Annotated in this window: 12 protein-coding genes; 10 read left to right on the top strand and 2 right to left on the bottom strand. The window is 68.6% G+C overall.

Features of this window, described 5'->3' with window-relative positions; translation table 11 throughout:
* Positions 1-17 precede the first annotated feature (17 nt).
* From DAT35_RS58945 to DAT35_RS13770, 5 genes are all read left to right on the top strand, one after another.
* Positions 18-2,552 (top strand): hypothetical protein, encoded by a 2,535-nt coding sequence (locus DAT35_RS58945; protein ID WP_158501693.1) that lies wholly within the window; start codon positions 18-20, stop codon positions 2,550-2,552.
* An 81-nt stretch (positions 2,553-2,633) separates the two neighbouring features.
* Complete coding sequence (locus DAT35_RS13785; RefSeq protein WP_108067457.1) at positions 2,634-3,557, top strand: MBL fold metallo-hydrolase; 924 nt, start codon at positions 2,634-2,636, stop codon at positions 3,555-3,557.
* 327 nt (positions 3,558-3,884) lie between these two features.
* Complete coding sequence (locus DAT35_RS13780) at positions 3,885-4,322, top strand: hypothetical protein (protein WP_108067456.1); 438 nt, start codon at positions 3,885-3,887, stop codon at positions 4,320-4,322.
* Between the two features lie 253 nt (positions 4,323-4,575).
* Entirely contained in the window at positions 4,576-6,552 is a 1,977-nt protein-coding gene (locus tag DAT35_RS13775) for a PAS domain S-box protein (RefSeq protein ID WP_108067455.1), read from the top strand.
* Positions 6,542-8,461, top strand: coding sequence for a sensor histidine kinase (locus DAT35_RS13770; RefSeq protein ID WP_108067454.1), 1,920 nt, complete (start codon positions 6,542-6,544; stop codon positions 8,459-8,461). The genes DAT35_RS13775 and DAT35_RS13770 overlap by 11 nt, the downstream gene beginning before the upstream one ends.
* A gap of 35 nt (positions 8,462-8,496) precedes the next feature.
* Here DAT35_RS13770 and DAT35_RS13765 read toward each other — a convergent pair whose 3' ends face one another.
* On the bottom strand, positions 8,497-9,339 hold the full coding sequence (locus tag DAT35_RS13765; RefSeq protein WP_108067453.1) for a general secretion pathway protein GspE: 843 nt from the start codon (positions 9,337-9,339) through the stop codon (positions 8,497-8,499).
* Positions 9,340-9,640: 301 nt separating this feature from the next.
* Between DAT35_RS13765 and DAT35_RS13760 the strand changes: the two genes are divergently transcribed.
* From DAT35_RS13760 to DAT35_RS13745, 4 genes are all read left to right on the top strand, one after another.
* Positions 9,641-10,387, top strand: coding sequence for a MotA/TolQ/ExbB proton channel family protein (locus DAT35_RS13760; RefSeq protein WP_108067452.1), 747 nt, complete (start codon positions 9,641-9,643; stop codon positions 10,385-10,387).
* Between the two features lie 101 nt (positions 10,388-10,488).
* Positions 10,489-10,974, top strand: a complete 486-nt coding sequence (locus tag DAT35_RS13755; RefSeq protein WP_108067451.1) for a biopolymer transporter ExbD — start codon at positions 10,489-10,491, stop codon at positions 10,972-10,974.
* Between the two features lie 14 nt (positions 10,975-10,988).
* Positions 10,989-11,576 carry a biopolymer transporter ExbD gene (locus tag DAT35_RS13750; RefSeq protein WP_108067450.1) on the top strand — a complete coding sequence of 196 codons (588 nt, stop codon included), beginning with the start codon at positions 10,989-10,991 and terminating at the stop codon, positions 11,574-11,576.
* A 91-nt stretch (positions 11,577-11,667) separates the two neighbouring features.
* Positions 11,668-12,348, top strand: coding sequence for an HAD family hydrolase (locus DAT35_RS13745; RefSeq protein ID WP_233261465.1), 681 nt, complete (start codon positions 11,668-11,670; stop codon positions 12,346-12,348).
* On the opposite strand, the gene DAT35_RS13740 is transcribed toward DAT35_RS13745, so the two are convergent.
* Positions 12,335-12,565 carry a hypothetical protein gene (locus tag DAT35_RS13740; RefSeq protein ID WP_108067449.1) on the bottom strand — a complete coding sequence of 77 codons (231 nt, stop codon included), beginning with the start codon at positions 12,563-12,565 and terminating at the stop codon, positions 12,335-12,337. The genes DAT35_RS13745 and DAT35_RS13740 overlap by 14 nt on opposite strands.
* A 250-nt stretch (positions 12,566-12,815) precedes the next feature.
* Between DAT35_RS13740 and DAT35_RS13735 the strand changes: the two genes are divergently transcribed.
* Complete coding sequence (locus tag DAT35_RS13735; RefSeq protein WP_108067448.1) at positions 12,816-15,191, top strand: MASE1 domain-containing protein; 2,376 nt, start codon at positions 12,816-12,818, stop codon at positions 15,189-15,191.
* Positions 15,192-15,196: the final 5 nt, after the last annotated feature.

Here is a 15,196-nt window from a genome sequence, read left to right as displayed (position 1 = left end):
CCATGCGCTTTGCGTGGATGATCGGGGGACTTCTGCTTCTCGCCGCCTGTTCGAACAAGGCGACGGACAGCGCGGTGGCCCTCACCGTCAAGTATCAGGGCTATGCTCCTGTCTGCCTCCGGGTGACCGCGATGGACGCGACGGCACCGGAGCGCAAGAGCTCCGAGTTCCTCAAGCAGTCCAAGCTGGCCGCGGACGAGGACAGGACGCTGATCCTCGCCGTGTACCGCGAGAAGACGTGGAGCCCGCAGCTCCAGATCGAGGTGGCCTCCTATGCCACACCGGACTGCACCGGCGACGCCATCGAGACGCGCGTCCTGCCCTCGGCGGTGACGCTGCCCGCCAAGGGGAGCGTGCCCTCGACACTCGCGCTGCTGGCCCAGGATGTCGACAAGGACGGCTATCCCGCCATCACCTTGAGCGACAGCGCCATCCATGGCCTGGACTGCAACGATGGCAAGGACACCGTGCACCCCGGAGCCGTGGCCGTGTGCGACGGGTCGGCCAGCCTCAACACCGACTTCAATTGCGACGGGAAGGTGGATTGCAACGGCTCGACCTGCTCGAACGGTGCGATGTGCGGCTCGGGCTACTGCGTGGGGGGCTTCTGCTGCGACAGCGCCTGCGACGCTCCGAATCAGTGCCAGAGCGCGGGAACGTGCGGCACGGGGACCTGTGTGTATAAGGCCACCCCCAACGCACCCTGCGATGACAAGAGCGCCTGCACCACCAACGACAAGTGCAACGCGCAGGGGGTGTGCACGGGCACCGCGAAGGTGTGCAACACGCGGCCGGCTCAGTGCTTCTCGGACGCGGGCACCTGCAATGCCTCGACGGGTGCATGCGAGTACCCGCCCCTGCCTGGCACGACGACCTGCAACGACGGCAATCGCTGCACGGACAATGACATGTGCAATGGCAGCGGGGTGTGCGCGGGCACCGCGAAGACGTGCAATACGCGGCCGGACCAGTGCTACTCCGACGTGGGCACGTGCAATGGCTCGACGGGCAATTGCGATTACCCACCCCTGCCCAACACGACGGCCTGCAACGATGGCCAGGCCTGCACGGACAATGACAAGTGCAATGGCAGTGGGGCGTGTGTGGGCACCGCGAAGGTGTGCAACACGCCGTCGACGGATTGCTACGCGAAACCGGGAACCTGCAACACCACGTCGGGAGTATGCGAGTACAGCCCCCTCCCCAATACGGCGAGCTGCAATGATGGCAAGTCCTGCACCACGGACAAGTGCGACGGCTCGGGGAATTGCATCGGCACGATGAACTGCCCGCCGCCGAACGAGTGCAAGATAGCCGGGGCCTGTGCCGCCGATGGGTCCTGCCAGTTCGTGGTGGACACCACGAAGGTAGGCAAGGTCTGCCACGAGGCCGGAAGCACGGGAACCTGTCAGCAGGATGGGACGTGCCTGGCGTTCAAGTATGCCGTCACGAGCAACTTCGACCCGGCGGACGTCGCGACCAACAACACCATCGATGACCTGAGCATCTTGTGCGCCACCACCCTCGATTCCTCGGGTACGCCGACGTGGACTTTTCCGGGAGGGTGCAGCTTCGCCACGCCCACGCCCGTGGTGACCGCTGGGGATGTCGTGGTGATTCCCATCCGCAACCTGACCGTGAACGCGCCTCTGCGGGTGGTGGGGACTCGCCCGGTCGTCCTGGCGGTGTACGGCAACGCCACGGTGAACCAAGAGATTCGCGCCAATTCCGTCCGCACGGAGACGCAGGTGGGCTCTGGGAGCGGGGTGCGGTGCGGCACGGGCTCGGGCGGGGGGGCAGGGGCGAACGGTACTGGCACGGGTGATGCGGATTGGGGTGGGGGTGGTGGCGGTGGCCTGTTGTCGAAGGGCGGGGATGGTGGTGATGCCGATCACGGTGGCGGTACGGCGGGCCAGGGTGGGTCTGTGTTGTCCTCGACCGGGTTCTCGCCGTTGGTGGGCGGCTGCGCGGGAGGTCAGGGTGGAACGCCTGCCAGCGGTCCGACACCTGGGGCGGGTGGAGCCGGAGGCGGGAGCCTCCAACTCTCCGTGGCGGGCACCTTGACCTTGCGCGAGGTGGTCTCTGTCAGTGGAGCGGGTGGCAAGGGTGGACGGGCCGCTACTGGATCGGCGACGGGTGGTGGGGGGGGCGGTAGCGGTGGGATGTTGGTGCTCGAGGCCGACAATCTCGTCGTCGAGGCTGGCGCCAGGCTCACCGCGAACGGTGGGGCGGGTGGGGAAGGCTCGAGCGAGCTGGGTGCGCTCTTCCATGGCAATGATGGGGCCGACGGAAGTACGGGGACCGCCGCGCGGGCCGCGGGTGGCGCCGGTGGTGGGGATAACGGGGGTGATGGTGGAGCGGGGGGCGTCGGGACGGCGGGTGGAGCTTCCGGCCCGGTCAATGGTGGAGATGGGAAGGGCGCGGATGGGGGAGGCGGCGGAGGGGGTGGTGCCGCTGGCCGTATCCTCCTGCGCGGCGTGTCTACCTGCACCGTCGACTCGGGCAGCATCAGCAGCCCGGGGTACACCAAGACAGGAGGCAAGTGCCCGTAGCGGGACTGACCTCGAATCTGAGCGCATGCCCCACGAGGCGGTTATGGTTCGCGCCGCTTCGACTTGAACGGGGTTTCCAACATGAAGAAGGTTCTCCTCTCCGCGCTGTTGCTCCTGCCCGGCGCGGCGCTCGCACAGTTCGATCCCGCCTCGCTCGCGAAGGTCCCGGTGAAGGCCACTCCGGTGGCGGGCAACGTCACCCTGCTCGAGGGCGCGGGCGGCAACATCGGCGTCTCCGCGGGCCCGGACGGGGTGCTCATCGTGGACGACCAGTTCGAGCCGCTGGTGCCGAAGATTCGCGAGGCGCTCGGCAAGCTGACCAAGGGCAAGACCAAGAAGCCCGAGTACGTGCTGAACACGCACTGGCACTTCGACCACACGGGAAGCAACGCGGTCCTGGGCCGCGAGGGCAGCACCATCGTGGCGCATAAGCACGTGCGCACGCGGCTGATCAACGGGCTGGACATGGCGGCGTTGAAGATCAAGATTCCCCCCGCCCCGAAGGAGGCGCTGCCGGTCATCACCTACGACCAGGGAATCTCCATCTTCTTCAACGGAGAGGAGATCCAGGTGACGCACCTGCCGGCGGGCCACACGGATGGCGACAGCATCGTGTACTTCACCGGCTCCAACGTGCTGCACATGGGAGACCTGTACACCGGGGACAAGTACCCCTTCATCGACCTGGCGAGCGGAGGCTCTTTGGAGGGCTACCTGCGCAACGTGGAGCAGGTGCTGCAGACGCTGCCCGCGGGGGTGAAGATCATCCCGGGCCATGGCGCGCTCTCCGGGCGTGAGGGACTCGAGAACTTCGCGGGGATGCTGCGCGACACGGTGGCCCTGGTGAAGGGGAAGATCGCCGCGGGCAAGACGCTCGAGCAGGTGACGGCCGAGGGCATGCCCGAGAAGTACAAGAGCTGGGAGAACGAGTTCATCAGGCAGGACCAGTGGCTGGCGATTGCCTACCAGAGCCTGAGCGGGCAGAAGCCGGACGCGGCGAAGTAGGGAGCTCCGTCCCGAGCTCCCGCAGTCTGTGGGCCGTGCGCGTGAGCGCGTCCCGCTGCTCGCGGTGGAGCTTCACTCCGGGACGTGCGCGCCGCAGGTGTTGCTCGGCGCCGTGCACGTCCTGGCTGTGGCGCGGGAGCCACGCCAACGTCACGCAGGCTCCGCCGCAGGCCATCAAGAGGAGTCCCGTTCTCATGGGCGCGGAGTGTTGCATGCGCCGCGCCGGGTATGTCCCGCGCCGCAAGTGGCTCGGAGCGGGTGGGGTGGATTGAATCAATTCGCGGGGGCCGCGTCGGTAGGAGCAAGAACGATTGGGAGGACACGACGATGGCGCTCCAGCACGGAATCTTCACCCTGGCTCTCTCCGCACTGCTCCTGGCTCCGGTTGCCGCGAAGGCCGATGACCTCCGCTGGGGTGGTCGGCACGATGCCTCGCCGGTGGGCGTTGATGTCCGCGGCGGGCAGTACACCCACAACGGTGGCCGCTACCACCCGGCGCCGACGCCTCCTCCCGCCCGGCCCTCGCGCGGGCGAGGCCAGGATGGACGCTATGAGTTCCAGACGGTCCAGAAGTGGGTGCCGGGCCACTACGAGCAGGTCTGGGTCGAGCAGAACTGCAGGTACAAGCCGCGTCGCCACGAGACGAGGTGCAGCGGCGGCTACTACGACCAGCGCTGGGTGGAGGGGTACTACCAGCCGGTGCAGGAGTGGGTCTGGGTCCCCGCCCCCCATCGCCCCTACGTGGTCGTCACCACCCGTTGGTAGGCGCCACTTCCCCCCTCCAACCCTCGCCTCTTCCTCGGACGCCTCGGCCTTCCCGGCCGGGGCGTTCGTATTTTCGGGCGCGAAGCCGCCGGCTGGGCCGCACGCACAGTGAAAAGGGGCTGGCTTCGTGGACGCGGGGGCTGGGCGCTGCGAGCGCCTGCCCCTCGGGCGGGGCTTCCGCGGTTCTGCACCTGACAAGGAGACTCCGGCGTTCAACTGCCCCTGAGGCGGAAGCCGGGGTAGAGTCCGGGGCGTGTCTCCCCACGAGTCAGCTCACGGTGTCGTCCTGGTGCCCGCGGCCTCGGCCGCGCGTGAGCAGCTCGCTTGCGCCGCGGCCCGGGCCGGACTGCGGGTGGTGGAGACGCCGGAGGAGGCCATCATCGGCCTGGTGGACCTCACCTTGCCGGAGGGGTCCTCCGCGCTCTCGGCGCTGCTCGCCACGCCCGCGGGGGCCGGGCTCTCCCTGGTGGCCCTGGTGGAGCCGGGAGAGGCTTCCTTCGCCATCCTGGAGTCCCTGAGGCCCGCGGAGGTGATGACCGCCGGGGGCCAGCTCCACGAGCTCGCCTGGCGGTTGTGGCGCGTCGCCGATCGCCACCGCGAGCGCCTGGAGCTCATGCGGCGCCAGCAGGACCTGTCGCTCCTGGTGGAGCTCACCGCGGACTATGCCGAGAGCCTCGACGTGGAGGCGCTCCTGCACGACGTCACCCGAAGGCTCGCGGCGCGGCTCGGCATCGGCCGCGCCGCGCTGGTGATGTTGGACCGGAACGGGGACGGGGCCCGGATGGTGGCCGCCAGCGACGCTCCCGGCCAGGAGGACGTCCGCATCGACCTGGAGCGCTACCCGGAGGTCCGCGAGGCGGCGCGCACGGGCCAGCCCGTCATCGTGGAGGATGCCTCCCACCACCCCTTGCTGGAGGGCGTGCAGGACGAGGTGGCGGCGCGGGGCATCCACACGCTCGCGGCGCTGCCCCTGCACATCCGGGGCGAGGTGCGCGGGGTCCTGCTGCTGCGCGCCTCGGGAGGGGAGCGGCGCACCTTCGCCCGGCACGAGATCGAGTTCCTCAACACGGTGGCGCATGCCACGGCGGTGGCCCTGCGCAACGCCTCGCTGTTGCAGTCGGTGCGCGGGCAGACCGAGCGCGAGATGACGGCGCGCATCGCCGCGGAGGCCAAGGCCGCCTCGCTGGAGACGTACCATCTCTTCTTCGCCAACGTGCGCGAGGGCGTGGCCATCCTCGATGACCGGGCGGCGGTGCTCAGCCTCAACCCCGCGGGCGAGTCCATCCTGGAGATGACCTCCGAGTCCGCCTACGGTCTCCATCTGGTGGACGTGACGCAGCCGCTGGACGAGACGGTGCTGATGGAGCTGGTGACGGCGGCCCGGCGTGGCGAGTCGCGCTCGGACGTGGACATGATGGTGCGCACGCCGGGGGGCAAGCGCCTCACGCTGAGCTTCTCCGCGGCCCCGCTGGAGGATGGCCGCCGCGCCATCATCCTCTCCTTCCGGGACGTGACGCAGGCGCGCCAGCTGGCGGACGAGCTGCGTCACACCAAGGACTTCCTGGAGCGGCTCATCGACTCGTCGGTGGACGCCATCGTCGCCGCGGACATGCAGGGCCGCGTCATCCTCTTCAACAAGGGCGCCGAGGCCCTTTTCGGCTACACCGCGCTGCAGGCCCTGGGGGGCATGCACGTGAACCAGCTCTATCCGGCCGGGGTGGCCCAGCGCATCATGACGCTGCTGCGCAGTCCGGAGCACGGGGGGCGCGGCCGGTTGTCGGTGTGCCGTCAGGACGTGGTGAACCGCACGGGGCAGCTCGTGCCGGTGAACATGACGGCCTCCATCGTCTACGAGGGGGGCCGCGAGGTGGCCAGCGTGGGCATCTTCACGGACTTGCGCGACCGCATGGAACTGGAGCGCAAGCTGTCGGACGTGGAGAACCGCCTGGAGGAGAGTGAGAAGAACGCGGTCATCGTCGCGCTGGCCGGCACCGCCGCCCACGAGCTCAACCAGCCGCTCACCTCGGTGATGGGCTACGCGGAGCTGCTCAAGCGCAGGCTCAAGGAGGAGGACTCTTCCTACAAGCCGGTGGACATCATCTACCGCGAGGCCGAGCGCATGGCGGAGATCGTCCGGAAGATTGGCCGCATCACCCGTTACGAGACGAAAGCCTACATGGGGTCCCAGCAGATATTGGACCTCGACAAAGCCAGCTCCCATGACGACTGAGTCGCGTCGCGTGCCCGTGCCGGAGGTCCCCTCCGCCGAGGACTTCCGTGCCTTTTTTGAAGCGGTGGAGCTGCCGTCGGCGCTTTGCGACACGCAGCTGCGGATGCGGTTGGGCAACGCCGCGTTCTCCCGCTTCTGCTTCGACCACGGGCTGACGGTGGAGCAGATGATGGAGTCGCTCTCGGGGGCGCGGGTGCCCGAGGACGGAGCCTCGTGCGTGGTGGAGGTGCCGCTGCCGCAGGGGGGCGTGGTGGTGATGGAGCTGGCGCGGCGGGGCGCGATGGTATCGGTGGTGGGGCGGCGCGAGTCGGAGCTGATGCGGGGCCAGCTGGTGGTGGTGGAGCAGGCGCTGCTGGAGCAGGCGCGCACCGAGGGCGTGCTGCTGGACCTGGGGCGCAGCGTGGCCGAGGCGGGCAGCGAGGAGGAGCTGGTGGCGGCGGTGGCCCGAGGGGTGAAGGAACTCTTCCCCGGGCGGAGCTTCTGCATCCGCATCATCGACGCGCGCACCGGCGTGCTGACGAGCCTCTACGCCGAGGGACGTTTGAAGGAGGGCTCTCGAGAGCCGCTGGTGCTCAAGCGCAGCGCGATGGGCAAGCTGCACCTGTCCATGGATGCCATCCCGGCCGGCAAGGTGGTGGTGGCCGCTCAGGTGCCGCTGCTCTTCGAGGGCAGCACGGGCGGGGCGAGCGCGCCCCTGGTGGCCAGCGGGCAGCTCTACGGCGTCATCAACCTGGAGTACCCCGTCACGCTGCGCGAGGAGCCGGACCTGCTCCAGGACGAGCGCGTGCTGGTGCAGCTGGCCAACCAGGTGGCGGTGGCGGTGAAGAACGCCAAGCTCATCGACGAGCTGACGTTCGTGCGCAAGTACCTCGAGGAGCTGCTGGAGAAGGCCAACGCGCTCATCCTGGTGGCCAACCGGGACAAGAAGGTGGTCGTCTTCAACCAGGCCATCAGCCGCCTCACGGGCTTCAGCAAGGAGGAGGTTCTGGGGCAGGACGTCTTCTCGCTGGTGCCCGAGGACGAGCACCTGCGGCTGGCCTCCGTGCTGGCGGCGGCCCTGCGGGGTGAGCCGGTGCCCAACTTCGAGCTGCGGCTGCGCACGCGCTCGGGCGAGGCGCGCGTCGCGTTCGCCACGTCCTCGGCGCTCACCTCCCAGGGGGAGGTGGAGGGCGTCATGGCCATCGGTCAGGACGTCACGGTGGTGGAGCAGCTCGAGCAGCGCGTCATTCACGCGGAGAAGCTGGCCTCGATGGGGCAGCTCGCCGCGAGCGTGGCGCACGAAATCAACAATCCGATGACGGCCGTGGTGATGAGCGCGGAGTCGCTGCTGCAGCGCTCGATGATGATGGGCAGCACGGGCGCGTCGGACTCGGAGAAGCTGCGGAAGATATTGGAGAGCGGCCAGCGCATCCTCCGCTTCACGAAGGACCTGACGTCGTACGCGCGGCCGGCGAAGGACAAGGTGGAGCAGGTGCAGCTCAACGCGCTGTTGGACAAAGCGGTGGGCTACTGCGAGCACGTGGTGGCGCAGGCGAAGGTGAAGGTCGAGCGCGACTACGGAGAGATGCCGTCGCTGTCGGCGGTGCCGGCGAACCTGGAGCAGGTGTTCGTCAACCTCATCACCAACGCGTGCCACGCGATGCAGCCGGACGGGCGGGTGTTGCTGCGCACGCGCAGGGAGGGGCGCGAGGCGGTGGTGTGGGTGAAGGACACGGGCAGCGGCATCGCGCCAGCGAACCTGTCGCGCATCTTCGAGCCCTTCTTCACCACGAAGACCGAGGGGAAGGGGACGGGGCTGGGGCTCTCCATCGTGCAGCGCATCGTGGAGAAGCACGGGGGCCGGCTGAGCGTGGACAGCGAGCTGGGCCACGGCACCACCTTCACCGTGCGCCTGCCGCTCGCGGACTGACGCTCCCCCTGGCTCGGACGCGGAGTTCCGGGGGCTCAGCTCCCGGACTCGTCGTCCAGCTCGCGGGTGAACTCCTCCTTCGTGAGCAGTCCCTTGCGCGCCATGATGCGCATGAGGGCCCAGAACTTGCGCTCCAGCTCCTCCACCGGGTCCAACGCCGCTGGTGCGGCGGGCAGCACGTCGCCGAAGAGCGAGTCCAGCTCCGCGCTGATGTCCCCGGCGCGCTTCGTCGAGGCTGAGGAAGTGGGCCGGGTCTGATCTCGCTTGCGCCGCCGCTGCTGCTCGCGCTCCTGGATGAGCTGCTCGAGCGAGACGCGGCGGGTGTTCTCCCCGGGGGGCAGCTCCTCGCCGACGATGATCTCCTCGACGTCGTCCTCGAGCACCTCGGGAACGGACGGCTGCGCGGGCGTGGGGGAGGCCGGAGCGCTGGCCGGTGCCGGGCGGTGGTAGTAGCGCTGGATGGCGGCGCGCACGGCGGACAGCGGCGCCACGCGCGGGCTCACCTTCAACCCGGTGGTGAACTCCATCTCCTGGACGGCCGCGGAGTCGAGCGGGTCCGCCATGGCCACCACCAGCAGCCGGCGCCCGCCCACCGTCTCCAGGGCCACGGGGAACAGCTCGTGCTGCTCGCAGAAGCGCGTGCGCAGCAGGTGGATGGCGCTCCAGTCCGGGGTCCGCGCCGCCAGGTCCATCACCGGCACTCCCAGCGCCTCGCTCAGCGCGTGCGCCAGGGTCTTCTCGGTGATGGCGCCAAGCGACACCAGCGCGGCACCCAACCGCTGATGGGTCCGCTGTTGCGCCTGGAGCGCTGCTTCCAACTGGGCCGAGGTGATCGCCCCCCTCTCCAGGAGCAGCTCGCCGATCCGCTTTCGGGCCATGATCCGGCCGCCCTTAGCCCCACCTCCCGGGTCCGTCAAGCAGGCGACGCAGCGCGACACACCATGTATGCCTGCCACCACACCTGCCCTCCTGCCGATGTCCGATCGCAAAATTCCCGTGGGATTTCAGCAACTAAGAGCACCGGGCGTGCCTTGACACTCCGAAGTAGCCGTTCCTAAAGTCCGACGTCCATTCATGCCATTCCCGGCATGGGGAGCCGTGTAGGTGGTTGCACGGGGACCTGTCCGGGTGGCACAAGGCCCGCCATGCCGGGCCGCCCCTCTCTGGAGGCCATAAGCAATGAACCTGGGGTTTCTGACGAATCTGACCATCCTCGCCAACGCTGGCGGCGGCGCCGAGCGCACGCTGTTCGAGGAGATTGCCCGGCGCTGGGAGGCGGGCCAGTGGGGTATGTACCCCATCGCCACATGCCTGGTGTTCGCCCTGGCCATCATGATCGAGCGCGGCATCGTGCTGTTCGGCAAGGCCTCCATCAACAAGGACGCCTTCCTGCGCGGTCTCAAGAAGCACATCTACGCCGGTGACCTGGACAAGGCCATCAACTACGTGGCCGGCCAGAAGCAGACGCCGCTCACCCAGGTCATCAAGGCCGGCCTGATGAACGTTCCCAAGGGCGAGGAGGAGGTCCAGGCCGCTCTCGACGAGGCCAGCCTGCGGGAGACTCCGAAGATCGAGGCCCGCACCGGTTACCTCGCCATGCTCGGCAACGCGGCGATGCTCGCGGGTCTGCTCGGTACGGTGTCCGGTCTGATCGCCTGCTTCGAGGCCGTGGCCAACGTGAACCCGGCCGACAAGGCCACCATTCTCGCCAACGGCATCTCCGAAGCCATGAACTGCACGGGCTTCGGTCTGCTCACCGCCATCCCGTCGGTTATCGCCTTCTCCATCCTGTCGGGCCGCGCTACCTCGCTGGTCAACGACATCAACGAGACGAGCGTTGCCGTCCTCAACCTGATCGTGAACAACCGCGACAAGTTCAAGAACGCCACGGTCTCCGCGGCGTCGGGTCGTCACGAGGAGGAGTAATCCTCCTGTTGGAACCCGGAGTCCGGGCGCGTTGTCGGTGGGTGTGACGCGCGCCCTTCTTCATTTGAACGTCGTATCAGGCGCGGCGGAAGGAGAGTTCCATGGCCGGCGGAATGGACCTCGGGGGAGGTAAAGGCAAGAAGTCGCTCGACGTTGCCATCAACCTCACCCCGTTCATCGATCTGATGGCGGTGACCATCAGCTTCCTCATCATGACGGCGGTCTGGACCCAGATTGGCCGTCTCCAGGTGTCGCAGGCCGGTGGCCCCGCGACCGATGAGGAACAGAAGCAGGAAGAGCAGACCAAGACGGTCCAGCTCACGCTCTTCGTCACGCCCACCGAGCTGCGGCTGGTGGCGGACCAGAGTGAGTTCCCGGCCATCGAGGCCAAGCGCGGCTCCAACGGCAAGTTGGACCTGGCGCCGCTGTTGGCCCGGTTCAAGGAGCTCAAGGGCCAGTTCCCGGATCAGTCGGCGATCACGCTGCAGACCGAGGACAAGGTCAAGTACGAGGACCTGGTGCGCATCATCGACCAGTGCATTGGCGCCGGCCTGCCCCAGGTCTCGGTGTCCGCCATCATGGGTTAGGAAAGGCCTTCACCATGCCCATCAAGGCTCCCGGTAAGCGCTACTGCAAGCGGCTGCAGCACTCCAAGGTGTTCGGCCACGGCACGCATGGTCACAAGAGCGGCAACGCCGACGTGCTCATCACGCCGCTCGTCGACATGTTCGTCATCATCGTGCTCTTCCTCATCGCCAACTTCTCGGCGACGGGCGAGGTGCTGATGATGACCAAGGACATCCAGCTCCCCGACGCCGTCAACGTCAAGGAGATCGAGATGAACCCGGTGGTGATGGTGTCGGGAGATGAGGTCTCCATCTCCGGCAACGTCGTGGGCCGGGTGCAGGACCTGGTGAAGGAGGAGTACCTCAACATCCCCGCGCTGGAGGAGAAGCTGCGGGACATGAAGAAGCAGTTCGAGGACCTCCACGCCATGGCCGAGGGCAACACCAACGCCTTCAAGGGCGACGTGAACATCCAGGCCCACAAGGACGTGGAGTTCTCCATCATCAAGCGGGTGATGTTCAGCTGCGCCAGCGCCGGCTACAACAACATCAACTTCGCCACCCTGCAGAAGGGCGAGGCCGGTGCCGCGGGTGAGTCCACGGCCGCCGCCGCCACCCCGTAGCAGGCCGTCCTCCAGGCAGCCCGCCTGGGAAAAAGCCCACGCCCCGCGCCTCGGACTTGTCCGGGCCGGGGCGTTGGTGTTTCCAGGGTCCATGCTCATGCACCTGCGCGCCGCGCTCTTCGACCTGGATGGGACGCTGTTGGACTCGCTGCACGACATTGGTGCGGCGATGAACCACGCGCTCGCCACCCACGGCCTGCCCGTCCACCCGCTGGCCGCCTACCGTCACTTCGTGGGCGAGGGCGTCCGGGTGTTGGTGTCCCGCGCCGTGCCCGCGGACCAGGAAGCGCTGCACGAGCCGGTGCTGGCCGCCTATCGCGCCTTCTACGCCGAGCACATGCTGGACCACACCCAGCCCTATCCCGGCATCCCCGAGGTGCTCGCCCGGTTGGCCGGCGAGGGCGTGAAGCTGGCGGTGTTGAGCAACAAGCCCGACGCGGCTACCCGGCGGCTGGTGGCGGCCCTGCTGCCGGACGTGCGCTTCGGCGCCGTCTACGGCGAGCGGGCGGGAGTGCCTCGCAAGCCGGACCCCACGGCTGCGCTCGGCGTGGCGGCCGAGTTGAACGTGGGGCCCGGAGACTGCGCCTTCGTCGGAGACACGGCGGTGGACATGGAGACCGCTCGTGCCGCCGGCATGTATGGCGTGGGCGTCACCTGGGGCTTCCGCGATGTGGAGGAGCTCCAGACCCACGGGGCCCGCGCGCTCGCCCGGACTTCGGATGAGCTGCTCCAGGCCCTCTTCGGCGCGCTCCGCGCCGCTACACGACCCTGACGGGGAAGCTCCTCATCCTCTCCTTGTCCTCGGCCCGGTTGTGCGCGGTGGCCGCCGAGATGAAGTGGCACACCCAACCGAGCAGTCCGCCGGTGCCCAGCCAGAAGCCCGGCGTGATGATGAGCCAGATGAGACCCCGGAAGATGTCCCCGTTGTAGATCTGACCCAGTCCGGGGATGAAGAATGACAACACGGCGGCAATGCCAGGGCGGGACATGTGTCTCGACAACCTCCTTGTCCTTCCCTACGCAGCTCGGGCCCGGCCATTGCCTCGAGAGACCCGCTCGCATGCGTGTCTGGTGAGCGGGCAGGCGAGTTGGGAAGACGTTTTCCGCGCGCACCGGGCGGGATAGCATGACCCTGCAGCGCCGCTGGCTGGGCCAGTATCCGGGGGGAAGCCGTCATTGCAGCCGCATCCACAGCGCCTCGACCGTCCTTCCGCTTACGGCCTCCGGGGTCTCGCCGAAATGCTCGTGCTGGCGGTCGCGTACTTCGCCACCTCCTGGTTGGGCCTGACGCAGGCGACCATTGCGGGTGCCGCGAGCCCCGTGTGGCCCGCGACGGGTGTGTCCCTGGCGGGCCTCTACCTCCTCGGGGTGTCGCGCTGGCCCGCCGTCTTCGTGGCTTCCGCCGGCTCCATCCTGTGTTTTGGCATCGTGCCCCCGCAGGCCGCCCTGGCCATGGGTGTTGGCAACACGCTGGAGGCGGTGCTGGGGGCTCTGTTGCTCAGGCGCCTGGGGTTCTCTCCCACGCTGGGCCGCATCCAGGACGTGCTGGCGCTCACCTCCGCGGCGGGGGCGTGCACCCTGGCCAGCGTCCTGATGGGGACGCTGAGCCTCGTGGTGGTGGGGGGGCCTCATTCCTGGAATGGGCTCCTCCTCATGGGGTGGGTGTGGTGGCTGGGCAATGCCATGGGGGCGCTGGTGGTGGGGTCGGCGGTGATGTTGCTCTCCCGTTCGCACCCGGAGCCGCGCTGGCGTGAGGCGCTGGTGTTGACGGGACTCACCCTCGTGGTGGGCTTCTGGGCGTTCAGCGGTGGCCACCAGGGCTCCCCGCTGGCCTACGCGCAGGTGTTCCTCCTCTTTCCCCTGGGAGTCTGGGCGGCGTTGCGCTTCGGCTCACACGGAGCGGCGCTCTCCACCCTGCTCATCGCGGCCATGTCCATCTGGGGCACCATCGCCGGCCATGGCCCGTTCATCTCGAGGAATGACGGACGGACGGTGGACCTGCTGGAGCTGCAGCTCTTCCTGGCCGTCGTCGCCTTCACGGGGTTGCTCCTGGCGGCGGCGCGCGTCGAGCAGGGCAAGGCCCACTCGCAGCTGGAGTTGCTGGCCACCGCCGTGCGCAGCGTGCGCGAGGGCGTGCTCATCAGCACGGTGCACCCGGGGGAGGGCCCTCGCCTGGTGTACGCCAATGAGTCCTTCCGGGAGATGGTGGGGTGGCGGCACGAGGAGCTGGTGGGCCGCACGCCGTGTGAGCTGTTTGGCGGTGAGTTGGAGCCGGAGGCACAACAACGGTTGGAGGTGGCCTTGCGCGAGGGCGACTTCTTCCGCGGCGAGGTGATGCTGGCGCACAAGGACGGCTCGCGGGTGGTGCACAGCGAGATGCAACTGTCCCCGGTGCGCGGCGCGGACGGCCGGGTGTCGTACTTCGTGGCCACCCATCGCGATGTCACCGCGCAGAAGCAGCTCCAGGCGAAGCTGGTGTCCGCCGAGCGCATCGCCGCGGTGGGCACGCTGGCCGCGGGCGTGGGGCACGAAATCAACAACCCGCTCTCCTATCTCTTGTTGAATCTGGACGAGGCGGAGGAGGGTCTGGCGAAGGGGCCCCAGGGGCTCGCCGAGGCCCGGGCCCGGTTGGAGTCCGCCCGCGAGGGCGCCGAGCGCATCCGTGTCATCGTGCGCGACTTGAAGGTGTTCAGCCGTCAGGAAGGAGAGGAGCGGGCGATGCTGGACGTGAACGAGGTGGTGGTTCCCGCACTGCGCATGGCGGCCCCCGCGGTACGCCCGCGCGCCCGGCTGGTGGAGGAGTTTGGCCGTCCGCCCCGGGTGATGGGCAGTGAGGCGAGGCTCGGGCAGGTGATGCTCAACCTGCTCGTCAACGCGTTGCAGGCCATCCCCGAGGGCAGTCCCGAGCTCCACGAGGTGCGCGTGCGCACCGGCAGCGACGACTCGGGCCGCGCCCTGGTGGAGGTCTCGGACACGGGCTGCGGCATGTCACCCACCGTTCTGGCGCGCATCTTCGACCCGTTCTTCACCACCAAGTCGTCCGCGGAGGGTACCGGATTGGGACTCGCCATCTGTCAGCAGATCGTCCAGGCCCATGGCGGTGAGCTCCGGGTGCGCAGCGAGGAGGGCAAGGGCTCCGTCTTCACCATCCTGCTGCCCTCCGCCGAGGCGAGGCCCTCCAGGACTCCCGTGCCCGTCGTGGTGCCCTCCGCCCCCTCTGCGCCCGTGGCCACCCAGCGCCGCCGCATCCTCATCATCGACGACGAGCCCCGCCTGGCGCAGTCCATGCGCATGCTCATCGAGCCGTCACACGACGTGTCCGTCACCACCCGCGGCGCCGAGGCCCTGGCGTGGGTGGACGAGGGCCAGCGCTTCGACCTGGTGCTGTGCGACCTGCAGATGCCCGGGACGACGGGGATGGACGTCTACTCGCACCTGCGCCAGCACGCGCCGGAGCTGGCCGAGCGGCTCGTCTTCATCTCCGGCGGAGCCTACACCCAGGCCACGCGCGACTTCGTGCGCTCGGTGCGCAACCGGATACTGGAGAAGCCGGTGCGGCCCGACGAGTTGCTGGCCACCATCGACGAGGCGCTCGCCTCCATGTCGGCGGCTTGAAGCGC

The organism is Vitiosangium sp. GDMCC 1.1324, from assembly GCF_003044305.1.
Classification (GTDB): Bacteria; Myxococcota; Myxococcia; order Myxococcales; family Myxococcaceae; genus Archangium.
The sequence above is the reverse complement of the archived record's forward strand: the minus strand, read 5'-3'. Positions and strand labels throughout refer to the sequence as shown.

Bases quoted from the DNA above. Each gene is read 5' to 3' on its own strand.
- DAT35_RS58945 (WP_158501693.1), top strand. From the start codon at position 18: ATGATCGGGGGACTTCTGCTTCTCGCCGCCTGTTCGAACAAGGCGACG.
- DAT35_RS13785 (WP_108067457.1), top strand. From the start codon at position 2,634: ATGAAGAAGGTTCTCCTCTCCGCGCTGTTGCTCCTGCCCGGCGCGGCG.
- DAT35_RS13780 (WP_108067456.1), top strand. From the start codon at position 3,885: ATGGCGCTCCAGCACGGAATCTTCACCCTGGCTCTCTCCGCACTGCTC.
- DAT35_RS13770 (WP_108067454.1), top strand. From the start codon at position 6,542: ATGACGACTGAGTCGCGTCGCGTGCCCGTGCCGGAGGTCCCCTCCGCC.
- DAT35_RS13765 (WP_108067453.1), bottom strand. From the start codon at position 9,339: ATGGCCCGAAAGCGGATCGGCGAGCTGCTCCTGGAGAGGGGGGCGATC.
- DAT35_RS13760 (WP_108067452.1), top strand. From the start codon at position 9,641: ATGAACCTGGGGTTTCTGACGAATCTGACCATCCTCGCCAACGCTGGC.
- DAT35_RS13755 (WP_108067451.1), top strand. From the start codon at position 10,489: ATGGCCGGCGGAATGGACCTCGGGGGAGGTAAAGGCAAGAAGTCGCTC.
- DAT35_RS13750 (WP_108067450.1), top strand. From the start codon at position 10,989: ATGCCCATCAAGGCTCCCGGTAAGCGCTACTGCAAGCGGCTGCAGCAC.
- DAT35_RS13745 (WP_233261465.1), top strand. From the start codon at position 11,668: ATGCTCATGCACCTGCGCGCCGCGCTCTTCGACCTGGATGGGACGCTG.
- DAT35_RS13740 (WP_108067449.1), bottom strand. From the start codon at position 12,565: ATGTCCCGCCCTGGCATTGCCGCCGTGTTGTCATTCTTCATCCCCGGA.
- DAT35_RS13735 (WP_108067448.1), top strand. From the start codon at position 12,816: ATGCTCGTGCTGGCGGTCGCGTACTTCGCCACCTCCTGGTTGGGCCTG.